Raw genomic sequence first — 24,115 nt, forward strand, 5'->3', positions numbered from 1 at the left:
TTCCGCCCATGCCCATCGTCGCCCCCGCCTGGCCGCAGGCTGCCACCGTTGATGATTTCCGCCACAACCTCGCCACGGTCCATGCCCGCATCGCCGCTGCCTGCGCCCGCGCCGGACGCGATCCGGCCAGCGTGCGGCTGCTGCCGGTCAGCAAGACCGTGGACGAGGCGCGGCTGCGCCTGGCGGTCGCCGCCGGCTGCGACACGCTGGGCGAAAACAAGGTGCAGGAAGCCAAGGGCAAGGCCGAAGCGCTGGCCGACCTCGGCATCCGCTGGTCGGTGATCGGCCACCTGCAGACCAACAAGGCCCGCGACGTGGCCCGCTTCGCCAGCGAGTTCCAGGCGCTGGACAGCCTGCGCGTGGCCCAGGCGCTGGACCAGCGGCTGGCGCAGGAAGGCCGCACGCTGGACGTGTTCGTGCAGGTCAACACCTCCGGCGAAGCCAGCAAGTACGGCCTGGGCCCGATCGAAGTGGCCGATTTCGTGCAGCAGCTGCCCGCCTTCCCCCAGTTGCGTGTACGCGGGCTGATGACGCTGGCCCTGTTCTCGCCCGATGCCGAACAGGTCCGCCCGTGTTTCGTGCGCCTGCGCGAGCTGCGCGACCGCCTGCGCCCCACGCTGCCGGCCGGCGTCAGCCTGGACCAACTGTCGATGGGCATGTCCGGCGACTTCGAGATCGCCATCGAAGAAGGCGCCACCGTAGTGCGCGTGGGCCAGGCGATCTTCGGCGCACGCAGCACCCCCGACAGCCACTATTGGCCCACGCCTGGGCGTTGATCGGGACCGCAGCCACGCAGGCGCGCGGCTACCCCACCAACGTCTGCATATGCCGCGCATGCTCCGCCGCCTGCGCGTGCAGCCACTCACGAAACGCCAGGAACCCCTGGTGCGTGGACGACCGCGGCGGATACACCAGCCAATGCGACCAGCGCGTCTTCAACCGGTGCGGTGACAAGGCAATCAACTGCCCGGAATCCAGCAACAGCCGCGCCCGCGTCACCCGCCCCAATGCCACCCCGAAGCCATCCAGCGCCGCCCGGTGATGCGACTCGGAGTCGTTGAGCATGGCCACATAGCGCGACGGCGCCACCTGCCCCACCGACGTGAACCAGCGTTGCCATTCGCCGTCCGGATCCCCCAGCAGCGGCCACTGCGACAGCGGCAGCACACCCACCCCGCCCATGCGTTCCACCAGTGACGGGCTCGCCATCGGCATCAGCCACTCGTCGAACAGCGGTTCGACATGCAGGCCCGTCCACTGCCCTGCCCCCACCCGCAACGCGGCATCGCACTGCAGTTGCCGGTCGAAATCGGTGAGCCGCTCGCTGGATTCCAGATTGAACTCGATCTCCGGGTGGCAGGCCACGAACGAGCCCAGCCGGGGCACCAGCCAGTTCGACGCCATCGACGGCAGGGCGCTGACCGACAGCACACGGTCGTGCCGCGCGGCGAAGGGCTGCAGTGCCTGCGCGATCGCATCCAGGTGCGGGCCCACCTGTTCCAGCAACCGCTGCCCTTCCGGCGTCGCCCGTACCCCACGCGGCTGGCGCTGCAGCAGCGCATAGCCCAGGCGTTCTTCCAGCTGGCGCATCTGGTGGCTGAGCGCGCTGACCGTCAGGTTCAACGCATCGGCCGCGCGGGTCAGGTTGCCCAGGCGCGCAGCGGTGACGAAATTCTGCAGCGGCTGGAGCGGGATGCGGGACATGGCGACTTGAATCCAGTTCAAGAAAGACTTGCGAAAGCATCGCTTTTACGCCGTCCATCCTGCTCCTATCGTGAGCTCCACTCAAGTGGAGCACGGACATGAACATCTACAGCGGCTTGTTGTTCCTGCACGGGCATATCGCCGATGCAGCGCTGGCCCGGCAGCTGGTAGACACGGAGGAACCAGCGCGGGAGCCCGGAACGGGAACCGGGCCGGCAGCCATCGAAGCAGACCCGGGCGTTACCGCATCCGCCTGCCCCGCCGCGCGTGGCGCGGGGTCAGGGGTTGGCCGGTGACGCCGGCAGTATCCGCGGGCGGCTGTTGTACCACTCGCGGGCGCCCTTGAGGTGCCAGCTGCGCTTGTCGTTGTCCAGCTCGATACCGGCACCGAACACGCCCCAGCGCACGTACAGGTCGCCGCGTTTGCCGGCCTTGGCCATGTCCAGGCGGGCGCGCAGCGACAAGCGGTCGTTCTCGGCGTGCAGGTCGTCCAGCGCGAGATGGTCCTTTCGCCAGCGCAGTTGCCCGGTGGCCTGTACCTCGCCCGAATCCAGCAGGCCCAGCACCCAACGCGGATAGTCGCTGCGCTGGGCGAACACGCCCAGCACCGGACCGGCATCGCGCAGGCGCAGGTCGGCCTGGGCGCTGACCTGGTAGGGCGCGGCGGCATGGATATGCCCACTGCGCAGCGCCACTTCGCCCCACCAGTTCGCATCGCCGGTGCCGTCGACCTGGATGTTGCGCAGGGTCACGGTGCTGCCCCCGAGATCGAACTGTCGGTTGTCCAGGTCGGCCCGCCGCAGACGCGCCTGCACCTGCGCATCGCCGCTCAGCGCCATGCCGGCCACCTGCATCCGTGCGCCCCGGCCGCGCAGGTCCGCCCGGCCCTGACCGACCCGGCCCGAGGTGTCCAGTTCGACATCGCCGCTGAGCAGGCCGGTACCGCCCAGCAGGCGCACGTTGTCGCCGCCCACGTAACGGTTGTAGGCCGTGAGGTCCGGCACGCGCGCATCGGTGAAGCGCAGCTGCGCGCGCATTCCGTCGCGCAGCTGCTTCAGCCGCGCGTCGCCGCGCAGGGTCAGGGCCATGGCCTTGCCATCGAACAGCACGGTCTTCGGCGCATCCAGCGGCGCGGCACGGAACCGGGGAATGGCGACCTTCAGTTCGGCCTGCGGCGGCGCGTCCTCGACGATGCGACCCACCGCGCTGGCCTCGCCCTGCATGCGCACCCCGGCCACCTCGGACACCGCCACCACCTTGGGCACGTCCACGCGGCTGCCCGGCGCCAATGCGCCGTCGACGATCTTCAGGTCGCCCTCCAGCAGGCCGCCGCCATCCAGCCGGAACCACGGCTTGCGCACGAACAGGTCGGCGATCCAGTTCAACGAATCGAACCGCCACGCCCCCTGCACCTGCCCAGACAGGCGCGGCAGCAACTCGGCCGGCGCCTCGAACGGGATGCGTCGCCCGCTTACCCGCAGATCGGCATGCAGCTCACTGCCGGTCTCCGGGTCGCGCGGCAGCCGTGCCTGCACGCGCATGTCCTGGGCCACGTCCAGCTGCAGCGACAGCAGGCCACGGTCCGGTGCGTGCACGCCCGCGTGCACCGGAAGCCGCCACACCACCCGGCTGCCCGGCTGCAGGAGGCCGCGATCCATCACCACGTCCGCAGTGAGCCGCGCTTCGGCGGGCACGCTGCCCACCTTGACGTGCGGGCCAGCCGTATCGATGTTGATCGCCTGGCTGCGCCCATCCACCTCCAGCTGCGCAAAGGTGATGCCGAACTTGCGCAGCCCCGGTGCCTCGTCACGGTAATGCCGTGGGTAATGGAACCGGGCGGCCAGGTGCGCCTGGTCAAGCAGCGTCACCCCGTCATAACTGACGGTGGCCTGTTCGAAGCCGGCGGTGGAATCGAACAGTTCCGACGGCCCCCCCTTGACCTGCTTCTGGAAGCCCACCGTGCCCTTGCCCTGGCCAGCGATCAGCAGCTTGCCGAAGCGCCCGCTGCGGATGCTGTCGCTGTGGATCGCATCCAGCCGGATGTTCCAGCCGCGATCGCCGCGCGGCGGTGGCGGGATCGCCTTCTCCACCCGCTGGATGTCCGCTTCCACGCCGGTCGCATCGATCCCCGGAATGCGCACCTCGCGCTTGAACAGGTGCACCAGCGAAATCCATGCGCTGGCGTGGTCGGCACGGAACACGTACACCGTGTGGTTGGCCTGGCCGCGGATGCGGATGTTCCAGACAAACGCATGGCCCGGCATCAGCGTCAGCGCCGGCCCGGTCTGCAGCGTGAATTTTTCAGGTTTACGGTTGGTCACCGCATTGAACAGCGGCGTGTTGAGGAACACGTTGCCGGCGACCAGGTACAGCGCATACAGCGCCAGCAGCGAGAACAACGCCACGCGCCATGGCCGGGGCCAGCGCTGGACGCGCTCGGGAATCAGGGGCATGGAGGTCTGCGACAAAGCGGAGTGACGGCTCCACTATCGACAACCGGGCGACGGAGCCGCGTGAAGGCCCACCGCCACCGACCCTCAACCGGCGCGCCGCTCCGGGTCCCACGCCATCGGCTGCCACAACTCCAGCTTGTTGCCGTCCGGGTCGAGGATCCAGGCGAACGATCCGTTTTCGTGGGTTTCCGGTCCGCTGACGATGGCAATGCCCGCCGCGCGCAGGTTGGCCAACAGCCCCTCCAGGTCATCGACCCGGTAGTTGACCATGAAAGGCGCGTCACTGGGACTGAACCACGTGCTGTCCGGCTCGGCCAGGGCCCACACCGTCAGGCCGCCGTCGTTGGCCTTGTCGTCGGGCCAGCGCAGCACCGCGCCGCCGAAGTCCTCCAGCGTCATGCCCAGGTGCTGTCGGTACCACTCGGCCAGCGCCGCGCGATCCCCCCGGCTCTTGAAGAACACCCCACCGATTCCGGTCACCTTTGCCATCGCAGTCTCCCTGGGTTCGTGCTGATCCTATGCCCTTGCCCGCGCAAAGGAAAACGACAGGCCGTTGCACCGGCCTGCCGTTGTTCCGTGACACATGCAACAGTGCTCAGGCGCTGGCTTCGGGCAGCTTGGCCACCACCTTGAACTCCACGTCGAACCCGCTGAGCCAGGTGACCCCGACCGCGGTCAGGGTCGGATGCGGCGCCTGGCCCAGTACTCGGGCACGATCGCCCAGACCCGCTCCAGGATCCGGTCCGGGTCGATCATGAAAACGGTCACGTCGACCACATCGTCGAACGTGCAGCCGGCGGCCGTCAGCACCGCGTTGAGGTTTTCGAACAGCTTGTGCACCTGCGCTTCCAGGCCCGGTTCGGGGGAACCGTCCTCGCGGCTGCCGACCTGTCCGGAGACAAACAGGAAGCCGTTGGACCGCACCGCCGGCGAGTAACGGTAGCGGGCGTACAGGTCCTGCCGGCCGGAGGGGAACACGACGTCGCGACTTGCCATTGCAGACTCCAGAGGGGTTTTGCCCCGGGTGATGGGATATGTCCACGGTAGGCGCCCCGGCCCGGTCGATAAACGACCCACCTTGTCCATCACTGTTTGTAGAATCCAAACAATTGACCCCAGGAGTGCCGATGGACCGTTTCGATGCCATGCAGGCCTTCGCGCGGGTCGTGGAGACCGGCAGCTTCACCCGTGCCGCGCAGACCCTGCACATGAGCCGCACCACCGTGACCCAGCTGGTGCAGCAGCTGGAAGCGCGGCTGCGCGTGCGCCTGCTCAACCGCACCACCCGCCAGGTCAATGTCACCGACGATGGGGCGGCGTACTACGAGCACGTCTCGCGGCTGCTCGCCAACCTGGACGACGCGGAAACCAGCCTCTCCAGCTTCGCGGCCAGCCCGCGCGGCCGGCTGCGGGTGGATGTGCCTGCGCCGCTGGCGCGGTTCCTCCTCGTCCCTGCCCTGCCCGGTTTCCACGCGCGGTACCCGGACATCCAGCTGGACCTGGGCGTCAGCGACCGCAATGTCGACCTGATCGATGAGAACGTGGACTGCGTGATCCGCGGCGGCGTGCTCACCGACCCCTCGCTGGTCGCGCGGCACATCGGCGACCTGCAGGCAGGGTTGTACGCCGCGCCGCAGTACCTGGCCACGGTTGGCATGCCCGACCACCCCAAGGCATTGGAAGCCGAACCGCATCGCATCATCGGTTACCGGGGCTCGCGGCGTTCAGGCGCCATGCCCTACGCGCTGCGGCGTGGCGAAGAAACGCTGACCGTGCACGGCCGGCATCAGCTGGCGGTCGACGACGGCAACGCCTATCTGGCGGCCGGGGTCGCCGGGCTCGGCGTGCTCTGGCTGCCCGATTACGTTGCCGCCGCACACGCCGAGCGCGGGGAACTGCTACGCGTGCTCACCGACTGGCAGGTCGACCCGATGCCGCTGCACATCGCCTTCCGTCCCAACCGCCACGTCAGCGCCAAGCTGCGCGTGTTCGTCGACTGGGTGGCGGCGCTGATGGCCGAACACGTGCCGGTGATGACAAAAGGCTCGGCTCTGCCCTAGCATCGAAACCACAAGCCCGCGCCCCTGCGCCGGGCGAGGACGGGCATTGACGCAGTTCCTCCAGTTGTTCGGTTCGCGGCTTTCGATGATGTTCGCAGCAATCGCGCTGCTGTATCTGCTGTGGTCCACCGCACCACTGTGGTGGTCAGCACGGCGGGCGTTCCTGCGGGCCGACCGGCTCGTGCACCCGTGGTCATTCATTCTCATCGCTGGGATGCTTGCATATGGGAGTACGGCACTGGCCGCCATGGGCGTGACGTCTGTGGTTGGCATGTCACGCTTGCTAGATGGGGCGGCGCATCCCTGGTTGCTGTCGGCGATTGCGCCCGGAACATGGCTTGCCACGCGGCTGGACTCCTGGCTGCCTCCCGCACTCCTACCGCTGCACCTCCTCATGACGTGGTTCATCACTCGCCAGTTGTCGGACCATTGGCGCGGGCTTTGCACCCGTGGCGCACTCTCCGGCCGGAAGGTGCGCTGATGCAGATTCCCGACCAGTGGTTCACCCTTCTCCTCTGGCTGTTCTTCGAGGAGGGCCTGTGGCGGGTATGGATGTCATCGCCCCTCTGGTGGGCGGTGCTCAAGGTGCTGCTGCGCCGTGATCGCCTGCCCCGTCCCGCCACCTTCGTGGTCGTGTCTGCAGCGCTGGCTTACGGGCTGATTGCGACGGTGAGTGTGGTCGTCATCTTCCCGGTCAAAGTCGCAGGCCTCTACCTGACGCCCCAGTTCATGGAGGCAGGACTGCCGTTGGGACCGACGCTCACGGCGCTGGACAGCGTGGTCACAGCCGCACTGCTGCCATTGGCCCTCTCGCTGCCCATTTCCGCATGGTGGATTTCCCGGCGGCTGGCGCAGCGCTGGCCGAGGTTGTGCGGCGAGGATGTGGTCTCCGGGTAGTTACAGCGGCGCGATCACCAGCGTATCGCCCGTGCACACGTTGACGTCGCGGTAGATCGCCGTGCGCCCGTTACGGAACTGCAGGCGCAGGTCGAAGCGGCAGCCGGCATCGCCCAGGCGCACTGTGGTGCTGCCCCCGCCACCGTCGATGTTGTCGATCGGCCGTTGTTCGAACGCATCGCTGCCGGCGGTGGCCACCTCCAGCGTGATGATGCTGTCGTGGGCGCGGTTGAGCAGTGTCAGGTAACGCGGGGCGGCGGCATGCGTGGCCGTGGCGAAAAGCAGGCTGGTCAGGACGGCAAGACGGATCGGGAACATCGCGGCATCTCCGGCGGTTGGGTTCGCCGCCATCAAGCCGCTGGCCGCCCCGCGCACGCCACCGATCCGGGACCAATCGTCGTCCCGGCAGGACCAATCGTAATGGGCCCTCATGGCGCTTCTCCGGGCCCGCCCGCACGCCTAAGATGGCCCTGCCCCGCCGCGCCGGGCGTCCTGGATACCGGCCATGAAGGTTCGCCTTGGCAGTACGTCGATCCCCCTTTACCGCTACCTGCTGCTGTGGACGGCCGTGGTGCTGGTGTTTGCCGTGCAGCATTCGCTCAGCGATGGACTGCATGGCAACAGCTGGCCGTTCCTGGTGCACCTGCGCTGGGCCATGATCCAGTGGTACACCTGGGCGGCACTGGCACCGCTGGTGTTCCGCCTGGCCGAGCGCTATCCGCTGGATCCCCAGCGCCGCCTGCTTGGCCTGGGCAGGCAGGTCGTGGCCAGCCTGGCGGTGACCGTCGGCGCGATGCTCATCGGCGCAGCGGCCTCCGCGCTGTTCGAACCCAGCGGCTTCTTCGAACAGCTCGGGTACTTCCTGGCGCAGCATTTCGCCATCGGGCTGCTCACCTACTGGGCGCTGTTCGCGCTGCAGCAGGCATGGCACTTCCAGGCCGAAAAGGCGCGGCGTGAGATGGAAGCCAGCCGGCTGGCCACCGAACTGGCGCAATCCAGGCTGCTCGCGCTCAAATCCCAGCTGCAGCCACATTTCCTGTTCAACACGCTGCACGCCATCATCACCCTGCTGGACGAAGACACGGTCTCGGCCGAAGACATGCTGCTGCGCCTGAGCGAACTGCTGCGCGCCTTCCTGGAAGACTACGACGGCCAGGAGATTCCCCTGCGCCAGGAACTGGACCTGATCGAGCTGTACCTGGGCATCCAGCGCGTGCGCTTCAAGGACCGGCTGACCACCCGCACCTATATCGCCCCGGATACCCTCGACTGCGCCGTGCCCAGCCTGCTGCTGCAGCCGCTGGTGGAAAACGCGGTGCGCCACGGTATCGGGCAGCGCGTGGGAAGTGACGTGATCGAGATCGAAACGCGCCGCGACGGCGAGGTGCTGTGCATTGAAGTGCGCAACCGCAACAGCACGCTTGACGCCACGCCCGGCGCGCCTACAGGCCATGGCATCGGCATGTCCAACACCCGGCTGCGCCTGAAGGAGCTGTACGGCGATGCCGCCGACGTGCGGCTGGACATGATCTGGCCCGAGGGCGTGGCCTGCCGTGTACGCCTGCCCTTCCGTACCCTGGAGGTGGAAGACGAAGCGCCGGAATTCACGGCGGGAGTGGCGCCGGCATGACCCTGTCGGTGCTGGTGGTGGACGACGAGCCGCTCGCGCGCCGCGCGATCGTGCGCCTGCTGGCCGATGACCCGGAGATCGACCTGCTGGGCGAATGCGGCGACGGCGTCTCCGCCGTGAACGCCATCCGCGAGCACTCGCCCGACCTGGTGTTCCTGGACATCCAGATGCCGGCGATCACCGGTCTGGACGTGGTGGCCACCCTCGGCGCCGAGCGCATGCCGGCCACCGTCTTCGTCACCGCCTACGAGCAGTACGCGGTGAAGGCCTTCGAGGCCAATGCGGTGGATTACCTGGTCAAGCCGTTCAGCCGCGAACGCTTTGCCGCTACCCTGCAGCGCGCCCGGCACCGCCTTTCCACCGCCGCCGGCACCAGTGCGCAGACGGCGACGCAGATCCTGCAGGCACTGGACGCACTGCGCCAGCGTGAGGCCTACCTGCAGCGCATACCGGTACGGGTCGACGAACACGTGGTGCTGCTCGACGTGGACGAGATCGTATGGATCAAGGCCGCACGCAACATCGCCGAGATCCACTTGGCCGGCCGCATGCATGAACACCGCGGCACCATGGCCGCCCTCGCCGCCCGGCTGGACCCGCGCCACTTCGCCCGCGTACACCGCTCGGCCATCGTCAACATCCGGCGGGTGAAGGCGATCCACCCGTGGTTCAACGGCCACCACGTGGTCACCCTGGACACCGGCCAGCAGTTGCGCATGAGCCGCTACCAGAACGAGGCGTTCCTCAAGCTCGTCTCCACCCGGAACACACCGTAGCGCCGGGCGTGGCGCTACGCCGTCGGGATGCGCTCGCCTTCGCGCAGGGTCAGCACTTCCACCCCGGTTTCCGTCACCAGCACCGTATGTTCGGCCTGCGCGGACAACTTCCCGTCACGGGTGGTCACGGTCCAGCCGTCCTCGCTCATGTCGATCGCCGCACGGCCTTGGTTGATCATCGGCTCGATGGTGAACGTCATGCCCGGCTCCAGCGCCACGCCGGTACCGCGCTTGCCGTAATGCAGCACCTGCGGGTCTTCGTGCATCTCGCGCCCGATGCCGTGCCCGCAGAACTCGCGCACCACGCTGTAGCCGTGCGCCTTGGCATGCTGCTGGATGGCAAAGCCGATATCGCCCAACGTCGCCCCCGGGCGCACCACCGAGATGCCTTTCCACATGGCCTCGCGGGTCACCCGCACCAGCCGCTTCGCCTGGAAGTCGACCTCGCCGATCAGGTAGGTCTTGCTGGAATCGGCGATGAAACCCTCCTTCTCCAGCGTGATGTCCAGGTTGACGATGCTGCCGCCGCGCAGGATCTCGTCTGCCGAGGGCACGCCATGGCAGACCACGTTGTCCACCGAACTGTTGAGCACATAGGCAAACCCGTACTGGCCCTTGCTGGCCGGCCGCGCATGCAGTTCATCGACGATGAAGCGCTCCACCCAGTCGTTCACCTGCAGGGTGCTCATGCCTTCCAGCGGCAAGCGGTCCAGTGCCTCGAACACCGACGCCAACAACCGCCCCGACGACCGCATCAGCGCCTGTTCTTCAACCGTCTTGATCACGCGACCGCCACCCGCAGGGCACCGGGATCGACCCCGGCCGCGCGCAGCTCACGATTGACGATCTCCTGGTAGGTCATGCCGGGGTTCATTTCGCAGAGCATGCCCACCTTGATCCAGAAGCCGGCCTGGGCGTTGATCGAGCGGCCGGACACGCCGCTGGCGCGGCGCAGGTTGTCGTGCAATTCGTCGTCGATGTTGACGATGCCCATGGGATGCCTCGGTACGGAATATACGCATCATATACGATACGTATATTTCAGGTCCAGGCAGGATCCGCGGTGAAATCGATGGTCAGCCAGAACTCGCTGCCGCGGGCATCCAGCCGTTCGGCGATGTCATCGCGCAGCGCATCGACGCTGCCGATGGTGCCGATCACCGTGTCGGGGTGGGTGAGGATGTGGATCTCCACGAAGCGCATGCGCCCCATCTTGGCGACATGGCTGGTGAAACCCAGGTAGCCGTGCTCGGCGATGAACTGCGTCATCACCGTCTGCACGCGCGCATCCAACGTATCAGGCGCCACCTGCAGCACTTCGCGCATGGCCTTCCACGCCCCGCGCAACGGCACCGGCAGCACCGCCAGGCTGATGATCGCCAGCACCAGCGGATCCAGGAACGGAATCCAGTGCGCGTGGTCGCCGTCTTCCAGCAGCAGCGCCAGGGCGAAGGCCAGCACCACCGCCAGGCTCATCATGCCGCTGAGCAGCCACGCCCGCACGTCCAGCCACAGCAGCGGCGAGCGCAGCCGCGCCGCGTGCACCCGCACGAAGGCGGCCATCCCGAGGTTGCTGACGCACAACAGGGTCGCCCACGCCAGGGCCGGCCCTGCACGCACCACGTTCCCGCCGGTGGTGAGGCCGATGATCGAATTGGCCAGCGCATAGATGCACGCCAGCGCCAGGATCGCGCCGCCCAGCGCCTCCACCATCGGTTCAAGGTGCCAGTAGCCGTACTGGAAGCGGGGGCTGCCCTCGCGGCCCAGCAATCGAAGCACGGCCAGGGCCACCAGTGTCAGCGCCACATCGACCAGGCTGTATACCCCGTCGAACAGGATCGCCTGCGACCCCACCAGCAGGCCACCGATGAAGCCGGTGGCGCTGACCGCCACCGTGACCCCGATCGAAAACTTGAGGATCCGCTGCTCGCGTGCTGTATCCATCGCCTGCCGAAGATCCTGGCCGCGGCTCAGGTCTTCAGCACCTCCACCTTGTAGCTCGGCACATCGCCGTCGAGGTCGATGATAAGGCCGTGCACGTCCGACTCGAAGCCCGGGAAGCGCGCGTTCTGCTCACGCGCGATGCGCAGCGATTGGATGATGGGCTCATCGCTGGCACCAAACCGCTCGCCAGGCATGATCGTGGGAATGCCCGGCGGGTACGGCACCAGCATGGTGCCGGCGATGCGCCCGCTGACCGCCTCGATGTCGACCCGTTCGATCTGCCCGCGCACCAGGTGGTCGTACGCCTCGGCCGGCGTCATCACCGGCTCGGGCAGATCCACGTACATCGCCCGCATCACCTGCGCCACCCCGACGTCCCGGTTGAACCCGTGCAGCGCCTCGCACAGGTCGCGCAGGCCCCAGCCGGCATAGGCGACCGGGTAGTCCGCGGCCAGCTGGGGCAACGCACGGGTCAGTGGCGCATTGCTGTCGTACAGCTCCTTGAATGCCATCAGCTCGGTCACCAGGGTGCTCCACTTGCCCTTGGTGATGCCCATCGAGAACAGGAACAGCACCGAGTACAGGTTGGTCTTCTCCACCGTGATCCCGCGCGTCCACAGGAACTTGCTCAGCACCGCCGCCGGGATGCCCAGCTGCCCCATCTCGCCGTTGATCGACAACCCCGGGGTCAACAGCGTGACCTTGATCGGGTCGATCAGCACGTAATCCTCCACCAGCCCATCGAAGCCGTGCCAGTGCGCGTCCGGCTGCAGGTACCATTCCGCGCGCTTGGCCACCAGCGGCGCCGGCGCATCGCCCTTGGCCAGGGTGCGTTCCAGCTTGTCCGGCTGCCACACGCTGAACCACCAGTCGTCGCGGCCCAGGTCCTCGCGCACGTGCAGCATGGCCCGACGGAACGCAATCGCCTCGTCATGCATTTCCTGCACCAGCGACTCGCCGGCCGCGCCTTCCATCATTTTCGACGCCACGTCGCAGGCGGCAATCACCCCGTAATGCGGACTGGTGGAGGTGTGCATCATGAAGGCTTCGTTGAAGCGCTCGGCGTCCAGCTCGCGGGTGGCGGCATTGCGCACGTGGATCATCGACGCCTGCGAGAATGCGGCCAGCAGCTTGTGGGTGGAATGGGTGGTGAAGATGATCGCGTCCTGCCCGCGCGGCTTGCCCTTGGCCATCCCGTAGTGGTTCTCGTAGAACGGATGGAAGGCGGCGTAGGCGTACCAGGCTTCGTCGAAATGCAGGAAGTCGACCGCGCTGCCGATCTCCTCGGCGATCTTCTCGGCGTTGTAGCACAGGCCGTCGTAGGTGGAATTGGTCACCACCGCGATGCGCGGCTTGGAGCCGGCCTGGTACGCCTTGCTGGCCAGTGGGTTGGCGGCAATGGCCTGCTGCAGCGCCTCCGGCGTGAACTGGTCCAGGCTGATCGGCCCGATGATGCCGTGCGCGTTGCGGCTGGGGGTGAAGTAGACCGGTACCCCACCGGTCATGATCAGCGCGTGCAGCAGTGATTTATGGCAGTTGCGATCCACGAACACCACATCGCCCCGCCCCACCGTGCCATGCCAGACGATCTTGTTGGCGGTGGAGGTGCCATTGGTGACGAAGAAGGTATGGTCGGCGCCGAAGTTGGCGGCCGCTTCGTTCTCGGCGGCCTTGATCGGCCCGCTGTGGTCCAGCAGCGAGCCGAGCTCGGGCACCGAAATGGACAGGTCGCTGCGCAGCGTGTTCTCGCCGTAGAACTGATGGAACGCGCGTCCCACCGGCGACTTGGTGAACGCCACGCCTCCGGCATGGCCGGGGGTATGCCAGGAGTAGTTGGATTCCGCGGAATGGTGGATCAGCGCCTTGAAGAACGGCGGCAGCAGCTGCTGCATGTAATCGTCCGCAGCCCGCATGACCTGGCGGGCGATGAAATTCTTGGTGTCCTCGAACAGGAAGATGTAGCCGTGCACGTACTTGAGCAGCTTGCTCGGCACCTTCTCGATGGTGCGGCGCTCACCGTACAGGAACACCGGCAGGCTGCCGCGACGGGCACTCTGCTCGCGCAGGAAACCGAGCAGGCGCTGGAACTCGGTGGGCTCGTCCTCGGTGCCATCGATGGAGATCAGCACCGCCGACGCGGCCACGTAGGTCCGGGCGCCGGCCTGCGCGTCGGCCAGGGTCAGCCCGCACAGCACGCGCTGGTCGTACCGGCGCAGTTCTTCGACCAGCGCACGGATCAGGATGCCGCCGATGCGGGGGGACTCGTAGTCGGCGTCGATGACGATGATCGGGTAATCCAGTGACTTGAAGTACACGGCAATTCTCCTGGGGGAAGGTCACGAAAGCGTGCGGCTGCCAGTGGTGTCCAGCGCGGGCAGCTGGCCGCGCTGGCGGCGACGCTCTTCGCTGAAGAACGGGTAGAACACGGTGATGAACAGGACGAACAGGAACGCGTACTGCACGATGCTGCCGGAGGACCCGAAGATCGCCCACAGGCAGTACACCACCGTGGTGCTGGTCAGGAACCAGAACGCGCCGGTGTGGGCCAGGGTGTGCGAACGTTCCACCACGAAGTAGCACGCCACGCAGGAATAGATGTACGGCAGCAGGGTCAGCACCACCGCCGCCGAGGTGATCACGTCGAACTGCGCCGAGGCGGTCTCCGAGGTCGAGGTGACCAGCACCGCCACGGTCATCAGCACCGCCACGATCAGTACGCCCTTGACCGGGACGTCGTGCTTGTTGGTCCTGCTGAAGATGCTGGGGAACAGCCCGTCGTCGGACGCGGCCTTGGCGCTCTGCGCGGTCAGCAGGATCCAGCCGCCCAGCGAACCGGCGGCACCGATGAAGGCGCACAGGCTCACCGCAGCGCCGCCCCAGCCGCCCACGGCGTTTGCAGCCGCCAGTGCGAACGGCGCATCGGACACCTGCAGCTGGCCATTGGGCACCATGCCCATGATCACCGACGAACTGGCGATGTACGCCACGGCGGCCAGGAACACGCCGGCCAACGTGGCGCGGGCGACGTTCTTCTCCGGATTTTCCACGACGCCGGCGGTCACCGAGGCCGACTCCACGCCGATGAAGGCCCACAGCGTGAGCGCGGCCGCGCTGGAGATCGCACCGAAGTTGGATTCGCCGGACACGTTGTAGGCGCCCTTGAAGATGGCCGGGTCGAAGAAGAACCAGCCGAAGATCGCAATCCCCAGGATCGGGACCAGCGCGAAGCTGGTGGTCACCGTCTGCACCTTGCTCACGAACGCCGGACCGATCACGTTGGCGAAACTCAATGCCCACACCAGGGCCAGCACCGCCGCGCAGCGCGGCAACGGCTGCGACAGGATCGGGAAGAAATAGCTGAAGTAGCCCACCGCCGCGATCGGGATGGCCACGTTGCCGATCCAGTTGGCGAACCAGTAGATGGTGTTGGTCTGGAAGCCCATGTAGGGCCCGAACCAGTCGCGGGCGTAGGCATACGGACCGCCGGCCTTCGGCGCCAGCTTGCCCAGCTTGGCGAACACGAACGCCAGCAGCAGCGCGCCGGCAGTGGTGATCAGCCAGCCCCAGATCGATGCCGTGCCGATCTTGGCCAGACTCGACGGCAGCAGGAACACCCCCGAGCCCATCATGTTGCCCGCCACCAGGAACGTGGCACCGACCACCCCGATTTTCTTCGCTTGCGCCATGACGGTCTCTCCGCTACTTGATGAAGTTGTATTGCAGGCTGCCCTGCAGCCGCATCGTGTCGCCGCGCTGCCCATCCTGTTGCTCCAGCTGCCCGTACAGCAGCTCCATGCCCATCGTCCAGGACGGCGCCGGACTCCAGATCAGGTTGAACACGCCGTAGCGGCTCTGCCGGAACGCGTCGGCCGCGAGCGCGGCGTTGCGCGCCATCGTGAGCTGGCCGTAGATCAGGTTGGAGCGCCACATCGGCGTCCAGTAATGGGTGTAGCCGACGAACCCGCCCTGCAGCGACAACGCATGCAGGCGACCGTCCGCACCGATCACAGCGTCCAGTCCGGAGCCGGTCAGGTCGGCGGTGTAACGGCTCAGGCCCTTGCCACCCAGCACGCCGAACAGCAGCAGGTCGCGTTCCCCGACCGAGGCCGAGCCGCTGAGCTGCGCGCCGCCGCCGAAGCGGCGGTCATCGCGCTGGTCGCCGTCGTAGCCCAGGCTGCGGGCCACGGCGCCGAGCTGCAGATGCCCCCAGTCGCGCTCCATGCGTGCGGTGAGGGTGACGTCGGGCAGCCGGTTCACGGCGATGGTGTCGTCGGTGGTCCCCGCCAGCTGGCTGTCCGGATCCTCGGCGGCCACGGTCAGGGTGTTGCCCTTGCCCCAATTGAAACTGTGATGGATGCCGGCCACCAGCAGGTAGCCCGCCCCGCCCGGCCCGGCAAAATCCAGCGTGTCGGGCAGGCTGTCGGCATCCATGAAACTGGAGTAGCCGTAACCGGCATAGGTATTGCCCAGCTGGCCATACGCGTGGCGCAAGCGGAACTGGTAGCCGTCGCTGCTGCCGAAGAAGTCGTTTTCCAGATAGAAGCGCAGGTTGCCGCGCGAGGTCGGCCGCCGCGCCTCGAAACTGAAGCGGGTCTGCTTGGCATGCAGGTTGAAGTTGGAGGTGTCGCGGTGGGCGCTTCCCACCGGAATCGACGAGGTGATGAACTGGTCCTCGTCGCCGGCCGCGCGCGCATCGGCGATGGCATCGAGCTTGGCATAGCCGCCGATGCGGATCACCGTCTCGGTACCGGGAATGGCGAAGAAGCCCTTGAGCTCCGGGTCGGTCGGCCCGGCCGCACTGTCCGGTCGCGACGCGGCGGAGGAAGGATCGGCGACCGAATCGCGCGGCGGCAGGATGGCCTGTCCGGTCCCGGGGACGCTCGCGCTGGCGGCCTGGCGCAGCGTTGCGGCGGGTGCGATCGCAGTGGGCGCGACCGAGACCACCTCGGGGGGCGACGCAGGGGACCGCCCTTCTGCACGCTCCAGCGCGTCCAGACGCTGTTCCATCGCCTGCAGGGTCTGGCGCACGGCGCGGATATCCTGGCGCAATGCCTCGGCCGAATCCTGCGCATGAACGGGGGCCGCGAACAGCGCGGCACTACAGATGACCAGCACAGAGCAACGCATCACGTCCTCCCTGGACCGCAGACAACACTGCCCGCCCGGAGCACGACGCAGCGCGTGCGCTCCCTGACAGACAACCCGGTAATGCGGGACTCCCTCCTGATCCCGGGTTTCGCGCACTCGCTGCGCGTGCCTGCGCCTTGAGTACCAATCGCGCGGTGACCGCATCGTGAAGCGAGCGTGTCACGCCAGTGACGTGCGCCTATCTCGGTGCACCCTGTGTCGCGTGACGTCGTGGGTATGCAGCGGAACCTCATGCTTCGCAGCATGGCGGCGCACGCTGGCGCCTGCGTTGATGCAGATCAATGCGGCGCGTCCGGCGCACCGCATTCATGTCACGCCCGCATCAGCGAGCGCCCATCACCTTGTCCATGTCCTCGCCCTGCGGCATGCCGGACACGCGTTGTACTACGCCCTCGGCATCGCGGAACAGAATGCCCGGCGTGCCCTGGAAACCCAGCTCGACCATCAACACCTGGTTGGCATCGAGTTTGTTGGCCAGCGCCGGGGTGATGCTGGCCGCCGGCTTGATGCCGCCCTTGCTGAAATCATGTTCGTTCTGCAGGAACACCGCACTGGGATTGGGTGCACCGAGAATGGCCGCGGCCTTGGCCGGGCTGTCCTCACGGATGACGCCGACCATCACGTGGCGCAGCTGCACCTTGCCGCTGTCCACCCACGGACGCGCCGCTTCCCAGAACCGATGGCAGTACGGGCAGTTGGCGTCGCTGAAGGTGTACACCACGCGCGGTGCATCGGCACGGCCGTCGCGAACCCAGGCACTGGCATCAAGCTTCTTCCAGATCCGGTCCGACATCGGCTTGGCCACAAGGCGGTCGATCGGGCCGGCGCCGACATCCTCGCCCTGCTCATTGAAAAGTGTGCCCACCATCACAGCCTTGCCGTCCGCAGTGACATACGCCGCGGCCGGCTGCTGGCCACCCACCAGCCCGGCAAAGCCGCGCAGGCCGCCGGGCGCGTCGAACTCGCCCATCACCTCGAAGCCCTGTTTCTCGATGCCCTGCAGGATGGCCGGTCGATTCGCCGCGCCCTTGGATGCGGCGCCGGCGGCAGGCGGGGACGGCTGCTGGGCCTGGCTGCAGCCCACCACCGCCAGCAGCAATGCGAGGGCCAGCGCGGAGCCCGACGCGGGCGAGGTCTTCAACAACATGGAAACTCCTGGGGAACACGTCACGAACGACCCACAGGGTAGTCGTATCCGGCGGCGCGCGCAGCCGGCGTCGGGGAACGCAGCGTCGCCGCTCAGGCAGCAGGACGCAGGGGCTCACCCTGCAGGTGCGGCAGTGCATTGCGCGTGCGCTCACGACGCTGGGCGAAGATCTGCCGCCGGTAGCGCGCCGGGGTTACCCCGACGATGCGCAGGAACAGGCGACGGAACGCGCTCTGGTCCGAATAGCCTACGGCCCAGGACACCTCATCGACCGCACCGCCGGCCTGCAGCAGCAGCTGCGCCTTGGCGATGCGCAGGCGCTGGCAGTAGGCGATCGGGCGCAGCCCGGTGGCCTTGAGGAAACGGCGCTGCAGGGTGCGCGGCTCCAACCCGGCGGCGTCGCAGATGTCCTGCAGGGTTACCCCGCGCGCGGCGATGCTGTGCAGCCAGCGCTGCGCCTTGAGGATGCCGCGGTCGCCGTGGGCGAAGTTCGGGCTGAAGCGCTCCAGGTCTTCCTGCACACCGCGCGGGATGACCAGCTGCAGCTGCTGGATCGCCGCGCTCATCACGCTCTGGCCGTAGATGCGGGCCAGCAGGCGCAGGCTCAGGTACTTCCAGGCGTCCGGACCGGACGCGGTGAGCAGGTCGCCGTCGTCCACCAGGGCGCGTTCGCTGGGCTGCCAGCTTGGCACCACCGCAGCCAGCGACGGGCAGCGGCAGAGGTCGGGCAGGCTCACCGAACGGCCGGTGAGAATCCCGGCCGAGGCCAGCAGCAGCCCACCTTCCTCGCAGCCGGCCAGCAGGCTGCCGGCATCATGGCAGTCGCGCAGCCAGGTCAGCATACGGTCGTCGGCCTGCATCAGCGGCCAGCTGGGTTCGTTGCCCGGCACCACGATCACCGCCGGCGGCGCGTCGCCGAACAGCTCGGCGCCGGCCACGCGCTGCATGCCGTGGCCGCGCGTGGACAGCGTCCAGCGGGTGACCAGCATCCGCGCGCCGGTGCGCTTGCCGGCCGCAGCCGTGCGGTTGCAGCGTTGCGCCAGCTCCGACAACACGGGCGCGGCAGCGCGCAGGCTGCCGGGGTATTCAAGCACGGCGACCTCCATCAGGGTCGGCGAGGCCGGCTTCGTGATCGGCGAAGAAGAGGGGAAAGATGCATCCATGGCGGCGCTCCTGGAACGGCTGCTGAGACCGGCGAAACCCTGCTGGATCAAGGCTTCCCGACGATTCCAGAGGAGCGTACGTAGGCACTTCCGCCGCAGCTATGAAACTAGTTGTAAACAGGCCCGGTAACGACAGGCGGCGCGTGTCGGGCAACCCTTGACTCTTGACCAGAGTCCAGGGTCCACACTGTGCACCTGCTCCCCAGAGAGGTTGCCGTGAACATTGGTCAACTCGCACGCCAGGCTGGCGTGCCCATCGATACCGTGCGCTATTACGAGCGCCAGCATCTGCTGCCCACGGCCCAGCGCAGTGCCGGTGGCTACCGGGTCTTCAACGACACCGACCTGACCCGCCTGCGCTTCATCCGCCGCGCCAAGGCGCTGGGCTTTACCCTGGACGAAATCGGCGAGCTGCTGGCCCTGAGCGACCAGCGCGGCCAGGACATGGCCCAGGTTCGCGAGGCGGCAGTGCTGAAGCTGCAGGACATCGAACAGCGCGTTGCCGAACTGCAGCGCATGCATGCCGCGCTGGAGCAACTGGTCGATGCCTGCCCCGGCCATGGCGGCCTGGAACAGTGCCCGATCCTGGGCGCACTGACGGAGCCCCGCCCATGACCGCGTCCAAAGGCAGCTGCTGCGCCGCGCACAGCGGTGGCGTCCCGGCGGGCAACACGGTCAAGGACCTGGTCTGCGGCATGGAGGTGAACCCGGACATCACCGCGCACCATGCCCGGCATGCCGGCAGCGACTACCACTTCTGCAGCGACGGCTGCCGGCGCAAATTCATCGCCGCGCCGCAGCGCTATCTCGACCCTGCCTCGCACATTGCCGAACCGGTACCGGCAGGCACGCTCTACACCTGCCCGATGGATCCTGAGATCGTGCAGGAAGGGCCCGGCACCTGCCCCATCTGCGGCATGGCGCTGGAACCGATGATGCCCAGCCTGGACGAGGGCGAAAACCCGGAGCTCACCGACTTCCGCCGGCGCTTCTGGTGGAGCCTGCCGCTGAGCATCGCCACCCTGGCGCTGGCCATGCTGGCCATGACCCCGCTGCTGCACGGCGTGCCGCCGGGCGTGCGGGTGTGGATCGAGCTGGCGCTGGCCACGCCGGTGGTGCTGTGGGCGGGCTGGCCGTTCGTGCAGCGCTGGGCGCAGTCGATCCGCAACCGCAGCCCGAACATGTGGACCCTGATCGGCACCGGTGTGCTGGCCGCGTATGGCTACAGCCTGGTGGCAACGATTGCGCCCGGACTATTCCCGCCGTCGTTCCAGCAGCACGGCCACGTCGGCGTGTACTTCGAAGCGGCAGCGGTCATCATCTCGCTCACCCTGCTCGGCCAGCTGATGGAGCTGCGCGCCCGCGCGCAGACCTCGGCGGCGATCAAGGCATTGCTGGGGCTGGCACCGAAAACCGCCCGTGTCCTGCGCGAGGACGGCCACGAGGAAGATGTGGACATCGCGGCACTGCAGCCCGGCGACTGCCTGCGGGTGCGGCCGGGCGAGAAAGTACCGGTGGATGGCAGCGTGCTGGAGGGTCGTTCCACGGTGGACGAATCGATGCTGACCGGCGAACCGGTGCCGGTGGCCAAGACCGTGGGCGATACGGTCATCGGTGCCACCCTCAACGGGACCGGCAGCCTGGTGATCCGTGCCGAGCGGCTGGGCGACGACAGCATGCTGGCGCAGATCGTGCAGCTGGTGGCGCAGGCGCAGCGTTCGCGCGCACCGATGCAGCGGATGGCCGACAAGGTCGCTTACGGGTTCGTGCTGGCGGTACTGAGCGTGGCGATGCTGACCTTCTTCGGCTGGGGCCTGTTCGGACCGGACCCGTCGTGGACGCATGCGGTGCTCAGCGCGGTGGCGGTGCTGATCATTGCCTGCCCCTGCGCTCTTGGCCTGGCCACGCCGATGACCATCATGGTCGCCACCGGACGGGCCGCGCAGCAGGGTGTGCTGTTCCGCGACGCCGAGGTCATCGAAGCGCTGCGCAGCGTGGATACGCTGGTGGTGGACAAGACCGGCACGCTCACCGAAGGCCGGCCCGCCTTCCGCGATGTAAAGCCGGTGCCCGGATTCGCGCCCGACGACGTGCTGCACTGGGCGGCCAGCCTGGACCAGGGCAGCGAACACCCGCTGGCCGCGGCGATCGTCGCCGAAGCGCGCCGTCGAGGCCGCCCCCTCGCATCGGTGGAGGACTTCGACTCGCTCACCGGCCTTGGCGTGCGTGGCACGGTTGAAGGCAGGGTACTGCTGCTCGGCAACGCCGCGCTGATGGCCGACCATGGCATCGCCCTGCAACGCCTGCACGCCGATGCCGGGCGATTGCGCGAGGCGGCGGCCAGCGTGATGTTCCTGGCCGTCGACGGCACCCTGGCCGCGCTGATCGCAGTGGCCGATCCCATCAAGGCGTCCACCGCCGACGCCATCGCACAGCTGCACCGCGATGGCCTGCGCATCGTGATGGCGACCGGCGACGGCACCGCCACGGCGGAAGCCGTAGCGCGCGAGCTGGGCCTGGACGAGGTGCACGGTGAAATGCGCCCGGCGGACAAGGCCGAACTGATCCGCACGCTGCAGGCACAGGGCCGCACGGTGGCGATGGCCGGCGATGGCATCAACGATGCGCCTGCATTGGCCAGCGCCGATGTCGGCATCGCGATGGGCAACGGCACCGACGTGGCCATGTCCAGTGCGCAGGTCACGCTGGTCAAGGGCGATCTGCGCGGCATCCTGCGTGCACGCCAGCTCTCCGCCGCCAGCGTGCGCAACATGCGCCAGAACCTGGGGTTTGCGTTCGCGTACAACGCGCTGGGCATTCCGGTCGCCGCCGGCGTGCTGTATCCGTTTGGCATCACGATGTCGCCGATGCTGGCGGCGGTAGCGATGAGCCTGAGTTCGGTATCGGTGATCAGCAACGCATTGCGCCTTCGTCATCAACGTGTGTCCAATGCATGACACTTTTTTCTTGCCAATCGAAAAAAGCGTCGCTATGATTTCGCTCCTCACGACGTGGGGCCATAGCTCAGCTGGGAGAGCGCCTGCATGGCATGCAGGAGGTCGGCGGTTCGATCCCGCCTGGCTCCACCACTCCAATCCTTAGGCCGATTGGAAGGTAGTGACTACAATTCAGGTTTTTCGTGCGTCCCCATCGTCTAGAGGCCTAGGACATCACCCTTTCACGGTGGCGACCGGGGTTCGAATCCCCGTGGGGACGCCAGTTGCAACGCAGAAAGCCCCGACTCCGCTCGGGGCTTTTTGTTTGTGTGCAATGGCAATGCAGAATTCGCACGCGCCCCCTTGGCGAATGCTCTTCACACGCGTAGAATTCGCGCTCCAGCATCGTGGGGCCATAGCTCAGCTGGGAGAGCGCCTGCATGGCATGCAGGAGGTCGGCGGTTCGATCCCGCCTGGCTCCACCACTCCAGACCTTAGGCCGTCGGGAGGTGCTGGAAACATTGATGAGTTTCATGCGTCCCCATCGTCTAGAGGCCTAGGACATCACCCTTTCACGGTGGCGACCGGGGTTCGAATCCCCGTGGGGACGCCACTCATCATCGACGTATGCGGTGTAACGACCAACGGTCGTTACCTGTCGGCGGGGTTCCCATTCAGGCAGTTGAACGCTATGATGGTCGGCTCGCGGTAACAACGTGGGGCCATAGCTCAGCTGGGAGAGCGCCTGCATGGCATGCAGGAGGTCGGCGGTTCGATCCCGCCTGGCTCCACCACTTCTCCGGACACAGGCCGTCCGACAGAAGCAAAAATTCAAGGTTTCGTGCGTCCCCATCGTCTAGAGGCCTAGGACATCACCCTTTCACGGTGGCGACCGGGGTTCGAATCCCCGTGGGGACGCCAATAACGCAGAGAACCCCGGCAATGCCGGGGTTTTTTGTGCGCCCCAAAAATCCCCTTGCATTCCCAGACAAACCCGATATGATGGGCGGCTCGCAGCATCAACGTGGGGCCATAGCTCAGCTGGGAGAGCGCCTGCATGGCATGCAGGAGGTCGGCGGTTCGATCCCGCCTGGCTCCACCAACATCCGGTCATTAGGCCGACCGGATGGATGCAGCATAAAAATTCAAGTTTTCGTGCGTCCCCATCGTCTAGAGGCCTAGGACATCACCCTTTCACGGTGGCGACCGGGGTTCGAATCCCCGTGGGGACGCCAATTACAGAAGCAGAAAGCCCTGACTCCGGTCGGGGCTTTTTGTTTTGGTAGCCTAGGCCCATGTGCTATTCCGCCCAGATCCGCGCCGACTACACCAGGCTGGTCCGTGAATTCGGTGCCACCCTGTCGCTGGACGAGTTCGCCCAGCTCTACGCGCACGACGCCGGCAAGCAGCGCCCGAAAACACCCAAGGCGATGGACGATGGTTTCGCCGGCGCGCGTACGCCGCTGGGCCAGGACATCGTGGCGAAGATCCAGCAGTGGCACACCGACGAAATGCACGCGCTGGACGAAGAGCTGCGCGTACAGGGCGCGCGCCTGAAGCACGCCCAGGAGAGCCTGGCCCACCGCCCCACCCAGAAGGCGCGTAACGAGATCCGCATTGCCGGCAACCGCATCGACCGGGCCCAGGCGCGCCTGGCCGACCTGCACCGCACCGGTCTGCTGCCCCGCGACAGCCGCATCTTCCCGGGCGTGTATGCCCCGGTGATCGTCGCCGAGCACGGCCGGCGCGTGATCAAACCCATGCGCTACCAGTGCCGGTTGCCGGACAAGCCGGCGCGCAACGATACGCTCTACCCCGGCACCTACAACGCGCGCCGCGACAGCCTGGAGGCGTACTGGAAGAACGCCTTCGGCCACCACCATGGCGTGGTGGTGGTGCAGTCGTTCTACGAACACGTCCCACGCCATGCACTGGAACAGCGCACGCTGGCACCCGGCGAAGGCGCGCAGAACGTGGTGCTGGAATTCCGCCCGCAGCCGCCGCGCGACCTGCTGATCGCCTGCCTGTGGTCGGAATGGGAAGGGCCGGAAGGTCGGCTGCTGTCTTTCGCCGCGATTACCGACGAGCCGCCGCAGGACGTGGCAGCGGCGGGCCACGACCGCTGCATCGTGCCGATCCGGCGCGAGAACCTGGATGCGTGGTTGAATCCGGATCCGGCCGACCTGGCCACGCTGTATCGCATACTCGACGATCGCGAGCCGGTGCAGCTGGATTACCAGGAAGCCGCGTAAGGGTG

The 24,115-nt window shown here is 67.3% G+C and carries 21 protein-coding genes, 8 tRNA genes and 1 pseudogene; 17 read left to right on the plus strand and 13 right to left on the minus strand.

Annotated features, from left to right (window positions below):
• Positions 1-8 precede the first annotated feature (8 nt).
• A complete protein-coding gene (locus ACIGII_RS05940; protein WP_399634404.1) occupies positions 9-776 on the plus strand; it encodes a YggS family pyridoxal phosphate-dependent enzyme in 768 nt (255 codons plus the stop codon).
• Between the two features lie 28 nt (positions 777-804).
• On the opposite strand, the gene ACIGII_RS05945 is transcribed toward ACIGII_RS05940, so the two are convergent.
• The 4 genes and pseudogenes from ACIGII_RS05945 to ACIGII_RS05960 form a co-directional block, all read right to left on the minus strand.
• Positions 805-1,704 (minus strand): LysR substrate-binding domain-containing protein, encoded by a 900-nt coding sequence (locus tag ACIGII_RS05945; protein WP_399634403.1) that lies wholly within the window; start codon positions 1,702-1,704, stop codon positions 805-807.
• A gap of 278 nt (positions 1,705-1,982) precedes the next feature.
• Positions 1,983-4,157 carry a hypothetical protein gene (locus ACIGII_RS05950; protein WP_399634401.1) on the minus strand — a complete coding sequence of 725 codons (2,175 nt, stop codon included), beginning with the start codon at positions 4,155-4,157 and terminating at the stop codon, positions 1,983-1,985.
• Between the two features lie 84 nt (positions 4,158-4,241).
• Complete coding sequence (locus ACIGII_RS05955) at positions 4,242-4,646, minus strand: VOC family protein (protein WP_399634400.1); 405 nt, start codon at positions 4,644-4,646, stop codon at positions 4,242-4,244.
• A 106-nt stretch (positions 4,647-4,752) separates the two neighbouring features.
• Positions 4,753-5,153 (minus strand): annotated as a pseudogene (locus ACIGII_RS05960) (RidA family protein).
• Positions 5,154-5,266: 113 nt separating this feature from the next.
• Between ACIGII_RS05960 and ACIGII_RS05965 the strand changes: the two are divergent.
• The 3 genes from ACIGII_RS05965 to ACIGII_RS05975 are packed head-to-tail and all read left to right on the plus strand — an operon-like array spanning position 5,267 to position 7,114.
• Positions 5,267-6,217, plus strand: coding sequence for a LysR substrate-binding domain-containing protein (locus ACIGII_RS05965; protein ID WP_399634398.1), 951 nt, complete (start codon positions 5,267-5,269; stop codon positions 6,215-6,217).
• 46 nt (positions 6,218-6,263) lie between these two features.
• A complete protein-coding gene (locus tag ACIGII_RS05970; RefSeq protein ID WP_399634396.1) occupies positions 6,264-6,698 on the plus strand; it encodes a hypothetical protein in 435 nt (144 codons plus the stop codon).
• The gene (locus tag ACIGII_RS05975) at positions 6,698-7,114 is read left to right on the plus strand and encodes a hypothetical protein (protein ID WP_399634394.1); all 417 of its coding nucleotides are present in this window, start codon (positions 6,698-6,700) and stop codon (positions 7,112-7,114) included. Before ACIGII_RS05970 ends, ACIGII_RS05975 begins: the two co-directional genes overlap by 1 nt.
• Here the strand turns inward: ACIGII_RS05975 and ACIGII_RS05980 are convergent, their stop codons facing one another.
• Positions 7,115-7,432 (minus strand): hypothetical protein, encoded by a 318-nt coding sequence (locus ACIGII_RS05980; protein WP_399634392.1) that lies wholly within the window; start codon positions 7,430-7,432, stop codon positions 7,115-7,117.
• A gap of 187 nt (positions 7,433-7,619) precedes the next feature.
• On the opposite strand from ACIGII_RS05980, the gene ACIGII_RS05985 reads away from it, so the two are divergent.
• On the plus strand, positions 7,620-8,744 hold the full coding sequence (locus ACIGII_RS05985) for a sensor histidine kinase (RefSeq protein ID WP_399634390.1): 1,125 nt from the start codon (positions 7,620-7,622) through the stop codon (positions 8,742-8,744).
• The gene (locus ACIGII_RS05990; RefSeq protein WP_399634389.1) at positions 8,741-9,520 is read left to right on the plus strand and encodes a LytR/AlgR family response regulator transcription factor; all 780 of its coding nucleotides are present in this window, start codon (positions 8,741-8,743) and stop codon (positions 9,518-9,520) included. Before ACIGII_RS05985 ends, ACIGII_RS05990 begins: the two co-directional genes overlap by 4 nt.
• Positions 9,521-9,534: 14 nt before the next feature.
• Here the strand turns inward: ACIGII_RS05990 and map are convergent, their stop codons facing one another.
• The 8 genes from map to ACIGII_RS06030 all read right to left on the minus strand — a co-directional run bounded on the left by map (position 9,535) and on the right by ACIGII_RS06030 (position 18,922).
• Positions 9,535-10,305 carry a type I methionyl aminopeptidase gene (map, locus tag ACIGII_RS05995; RefSeq protein ID WP_399634387.1) on the minus strand — a complete coding sequence of 257 codons (771 nt, stop codon included), beginning with the start codon at positions 10,303-10,305 and terminating at the stop codon, positions 9,535-9,537.
• Positions 10,302-10,514 (minus strand): ParD-like family protein, encoded by a 213-nt coding sequence (locus ACIGII_RS06000; protein ID WP_399634385.1) that lies wholly within the window; start codon positions 10,512-10,514, stop codon positions 10,302-10,304. The genes map and ACIGII_RS06000 overlap by 4 nt, the downstream gene beginning before the upstream one ends.
• A 47-nt stretch (positions 10,515-10,561) precedes the next feature.
• The gene (locus ACIGII_RS06005) at positions 10,562-11,464 is read right to left on the minus strand and encodes a cation diffusion facilitator family transporter (protein WP_399634383.1); all 903 of its coding nucleotides are present in this window, start codon (positions 11,462-11,464) and stop codon (positions 10,562-10,564) included.
• Positions 11,465-11,490: 26 nt separating this feature from the next.
• On the minus strand, positions 11,491-13,779 hold the full coding sequence (locus tag ACIGII_RS06010; protein ID WP_399634381.1) for an Orn/Lys/Arg decarboxylase N-terminal domain-containing protein: 2,289 nt from the start codon (positions 13,777-13,779) through the stop codon (positions 11,491-11,493).
• Positions 13,780-13,800: 21 nt separating this feature from the next.
• Positions 13,801-15,150 carry an arginine/agmatine antiporter gene (gene adiC, locus ACIGII_RS06015; RefSeq protein WP_399634379.1) on the minus strand — a complete coding sequence of 450 codons (1,350 nt, stop codon included), beginning with the start codon at positions 15,148-15,150 and terminating at the stop codon, positions 13,801-13,803.
• Positions 15,151-15,163: 13 nt separating this feature from the next.
• On the minus strand, positions 15,164-16,591 hold the full coding sequence (locus ACIGII_RS06020) for a DcaP family trimeric outer membrane transporter (protein ID WP_399634377.1): 1,428 nt from the start codon (positions 16,589-16,591) through the stop codon (positions 15,164-15,166).
• A 343-nt stretch (positions 16,592-16,934) separates the two neighbouring features.
• Positions 16,935-17,759: a thiol:disulfide interchange protein DsbG gene (gene dsbG, locus ACIGII_RS06025; RefSeq protein ID WP_399634375.1), complete on the minus strand. Its 825-nt coding sequence runs from the start codon at positions 17,757-17,759 to the stop codon at positions 16,935-16,937.
• A 92-nt stretch (positions 17,760-17,851) separates the two neighbouring features.
• Positions 17,852-18,922 carry a GlxA family transcriptional regulator gene (locus ACIGII_RS06030; protein WP_399634373.1) on the minus strand — a complete coding sequence of 357 codons (1,071 nt, stop codon included), beginning with the start codon at positions 18,920-18,922 and terminating at the stop codon, positions 17,852-17,854.
• Positions 18,923-19,138: 216 nt separating this feature from the next.
• Between ACIGII_RS06030 and ACIGII_RS06035 the strand changes: the two genes are divergently transcribed.
• The 11 genes from ACIGII_RS06035 (at position 19,139) to ACIGII_RS06085 (ending at position 24,110) form a co-directional block, all read left to right on the plus strand.
• Positions 19,139-19,537, plus strand: a complete 399-nt coding sequence (locus ACIGII_RS06035) for a heavy metal-responsive transcriptional regulator (RefSeq protein ID WP_399634371.1) — start codon at positions 19,139-19,141, stop codon at positions 19,535-19,537.
• Positions 19,534-21,879 carry a heavy metal translocating P-type ATPase gene (locus ACIGII_RS06040; protein WP_399634369.1) on the plus strand — a complete coding sequence of 782 codons (2,346 nt, stop codon included), beginning with the start codon at positions 19,534-19,536 and terminating at the stop codon, positions 21,877-21,879. Before ACIGII_RS06035 ends, ACIGII_RS06040 begins: the two co-directional genes overlap by 4 nt.
• A gap of 56 nt (positions 21,880-21,935) precedes the next feature.
• Positions 21,936-22,011: transfer RNA gene (locus tag ACIGII_RS06045), tRNA-Ala, on the plus strand.
• Between the two features lie 54 nt (positions 22,012-22,065).
• Positions 22,066-22,141: transfer RNA gene (locus ACIGII_RS06050), tRNA-Glu, on the plus strand.
• 126 nt (positions 22,142-22,267) lie between these two features.
• Positions 22,268-22,343 (plus strand) — tRNA-Ala (locus ACIGII_RS06055).
• A 52-nt stretch (positions 22,344-22,395) separates the two neighbouring features.
• Positions 22,396-22,471: transfer RNA gene (locus tag ACIGII_RS06060), tRNA-Glu, on the plus strand.
• Positions 22,472-22,576: 105 nt separating this feature from the next.
• Positions 22,577-22,652, plus strand: a tRNA-Ala gene (locus ACIGII_RS06065).
• Between the two features lie 51 nt (positions 22,653-22,703).
• A tRNA-Glu gene (locus tag ACIGII_RS06070) sits at positions 22,704-22,779 on the plus strand.
• 105 nt (positions 22,780-22,884) lie between these two features.
• Positions 22,885-22,960 (plus strand) — tRNA-Ala (locus ACIGII_RS06075).
• Positions 22,961-23,017: 57 nt separating this feature from the next.
• Positions 23,018-23,093, plus strand: a tRNA-Glu gene (locus tag ACIGII_RS06080).
• 60 nt (positions 23,094-23,153) lie between these two features.
• Positions 23,154-24,110, plus strand: a complete 957-nt coding sequence (locus ACIGII_RS06085; RefSeq protein ID WP_399634368.1) for an SOS response-associated peptidase family protein — start codon at positions 23,154-23,156, stop codon at positions 24,108-24,110.
• Positions 24,111-24,115 lie beyond the last annotated feature (5 nt).

This window comes from Stenotrophomonas sp. NPDC077420 (assembly GCF_044543385.1).
Classification (GTDB): Bacteria; Pseudomonadota; Gammaproteobacteria; order Xanthomonadales; family Xanthomonadaceae; genus Stenotrophomonas.

Excerpts from the sequence above, each read along its gene's own strand:
- ACIGII_RS05980 (WP_399634392.1), bottom strand. The coding sequence starts at position 7,432 with ATGTTCCCGATCCGTCTTGCCGTCCTGACCAGCCTGCTTTTCGCCACG.
- ACIGII_RS06005 (WP_399634383.1), bottom strand. The coding sequence starts at position 11,464 with ATGGATACAGCACGCGAGCAGCGGATCCTCAAGTTTTCGATCGGGGTC.
- ACIGII_RS06020 (WP_399634377.1), bottom strand. The coding sequence starts at position 16,591 with ATGCGTTGCTCTGTGCTGGTCATCTGTAGTGCCGCGCTGTTCGCGGCC.
- ACIGII_RS05945 (WP_399634403.1), bottom strand. The coding sequence starts at position 1,704 with ATGTCCCGCATCCCGCTCCAGCCGCTGCAGAATTTCGTCACCGCTGCG.
- ACIGII_RS05985 (WP_399634390.1), top strand. The coding sequence starts at position 7,620 with ATGAAGGTTCGCCTTGGCAGTACGTCGATCCCCCTTTACCGCTACCTG.
- ACIGII_RS06085 (WP_399634368.1), top strand. The coding sequence starts at position 23,154 with ATGTGCTATTCCGCCCAGATCCGCGCCGACTACACCAGGCTGGTCCGT.
- dsbG (WP_399634375.1), bottom strand. The coding sequence starts at position 17,759 with ATGTTGTTGAAGACCTCGCCCGCGTCGGGCTCCGCGCTGGCCCTCGCA.
- ACIGII_RS05990 (WP_399634389.1), top strand. The coding sequence starts at position 8,741 with ATGACCCTGTCGGTGCTGGTGGTGGACGACGAGCCGCTCGCGCGCCGC.
- adiC (WP_399634379.1), bottom strand. The coding sequence starts at position 15,150 with ATGGCGCAAGCGAAGAAAATCGGGGTGGTCGGTGCCACGTTCCTGGTG.
- ACIGII_RS05950 (WP_399634401.1), bottom strand. The coding sequence starts at position 4,157 with ATGCCCCTGATTCCCGAGCGCGTCCAGCGCTGGCCCCGGCCATGGCGC.
- ACIGII_RS05975 (WP_399634394.1), top strand. The coding sequence starts at position 6,698 with ATGCAGATTCCCGACCAGTGGTTCACCCTTCTCCTCTGGCTGTTCTTC.
- ACIGII_RS06030 (WP_399634373.1), bottom strand. The coding sequence starts at position 18,922 with ATGGATGCATCTTTCCCCTCTTCTTCGCCGATCACGAAGCCGGCCTCG.
- ACIGII_RS05955 (WP_399634400.1), bottom strand. The coding sequence starts at position 4,646 with ATGGCAAAGGTGACCGGAATCGGTGGGGTGTTCTTCAAGAGCCGGGGG.
- ACIGII_RS05940 (WP_399634404.1), top strand. The coding sequence starts at position 9 with ATGCCCATCGTCGCCCCCGCCTGGCCGCAGGCTGCCACCGTTGATGAT.
- ACIGII_RS06040 (WP_399634369.1), top strand. The coding sequence starts at position 19,534 with ATGACCGCGTCCAAAGGCAGCTGCTGCGCCGCGCACAGCGGTGGCGTC.
- ACIGII_RS06000 (WP_399634385.1), bottom strand. The coding sequence starts at position 10,514 with ATGGGCATCGTCAACATCGACGACGAATTGCACGACAACCTGCGCCGC.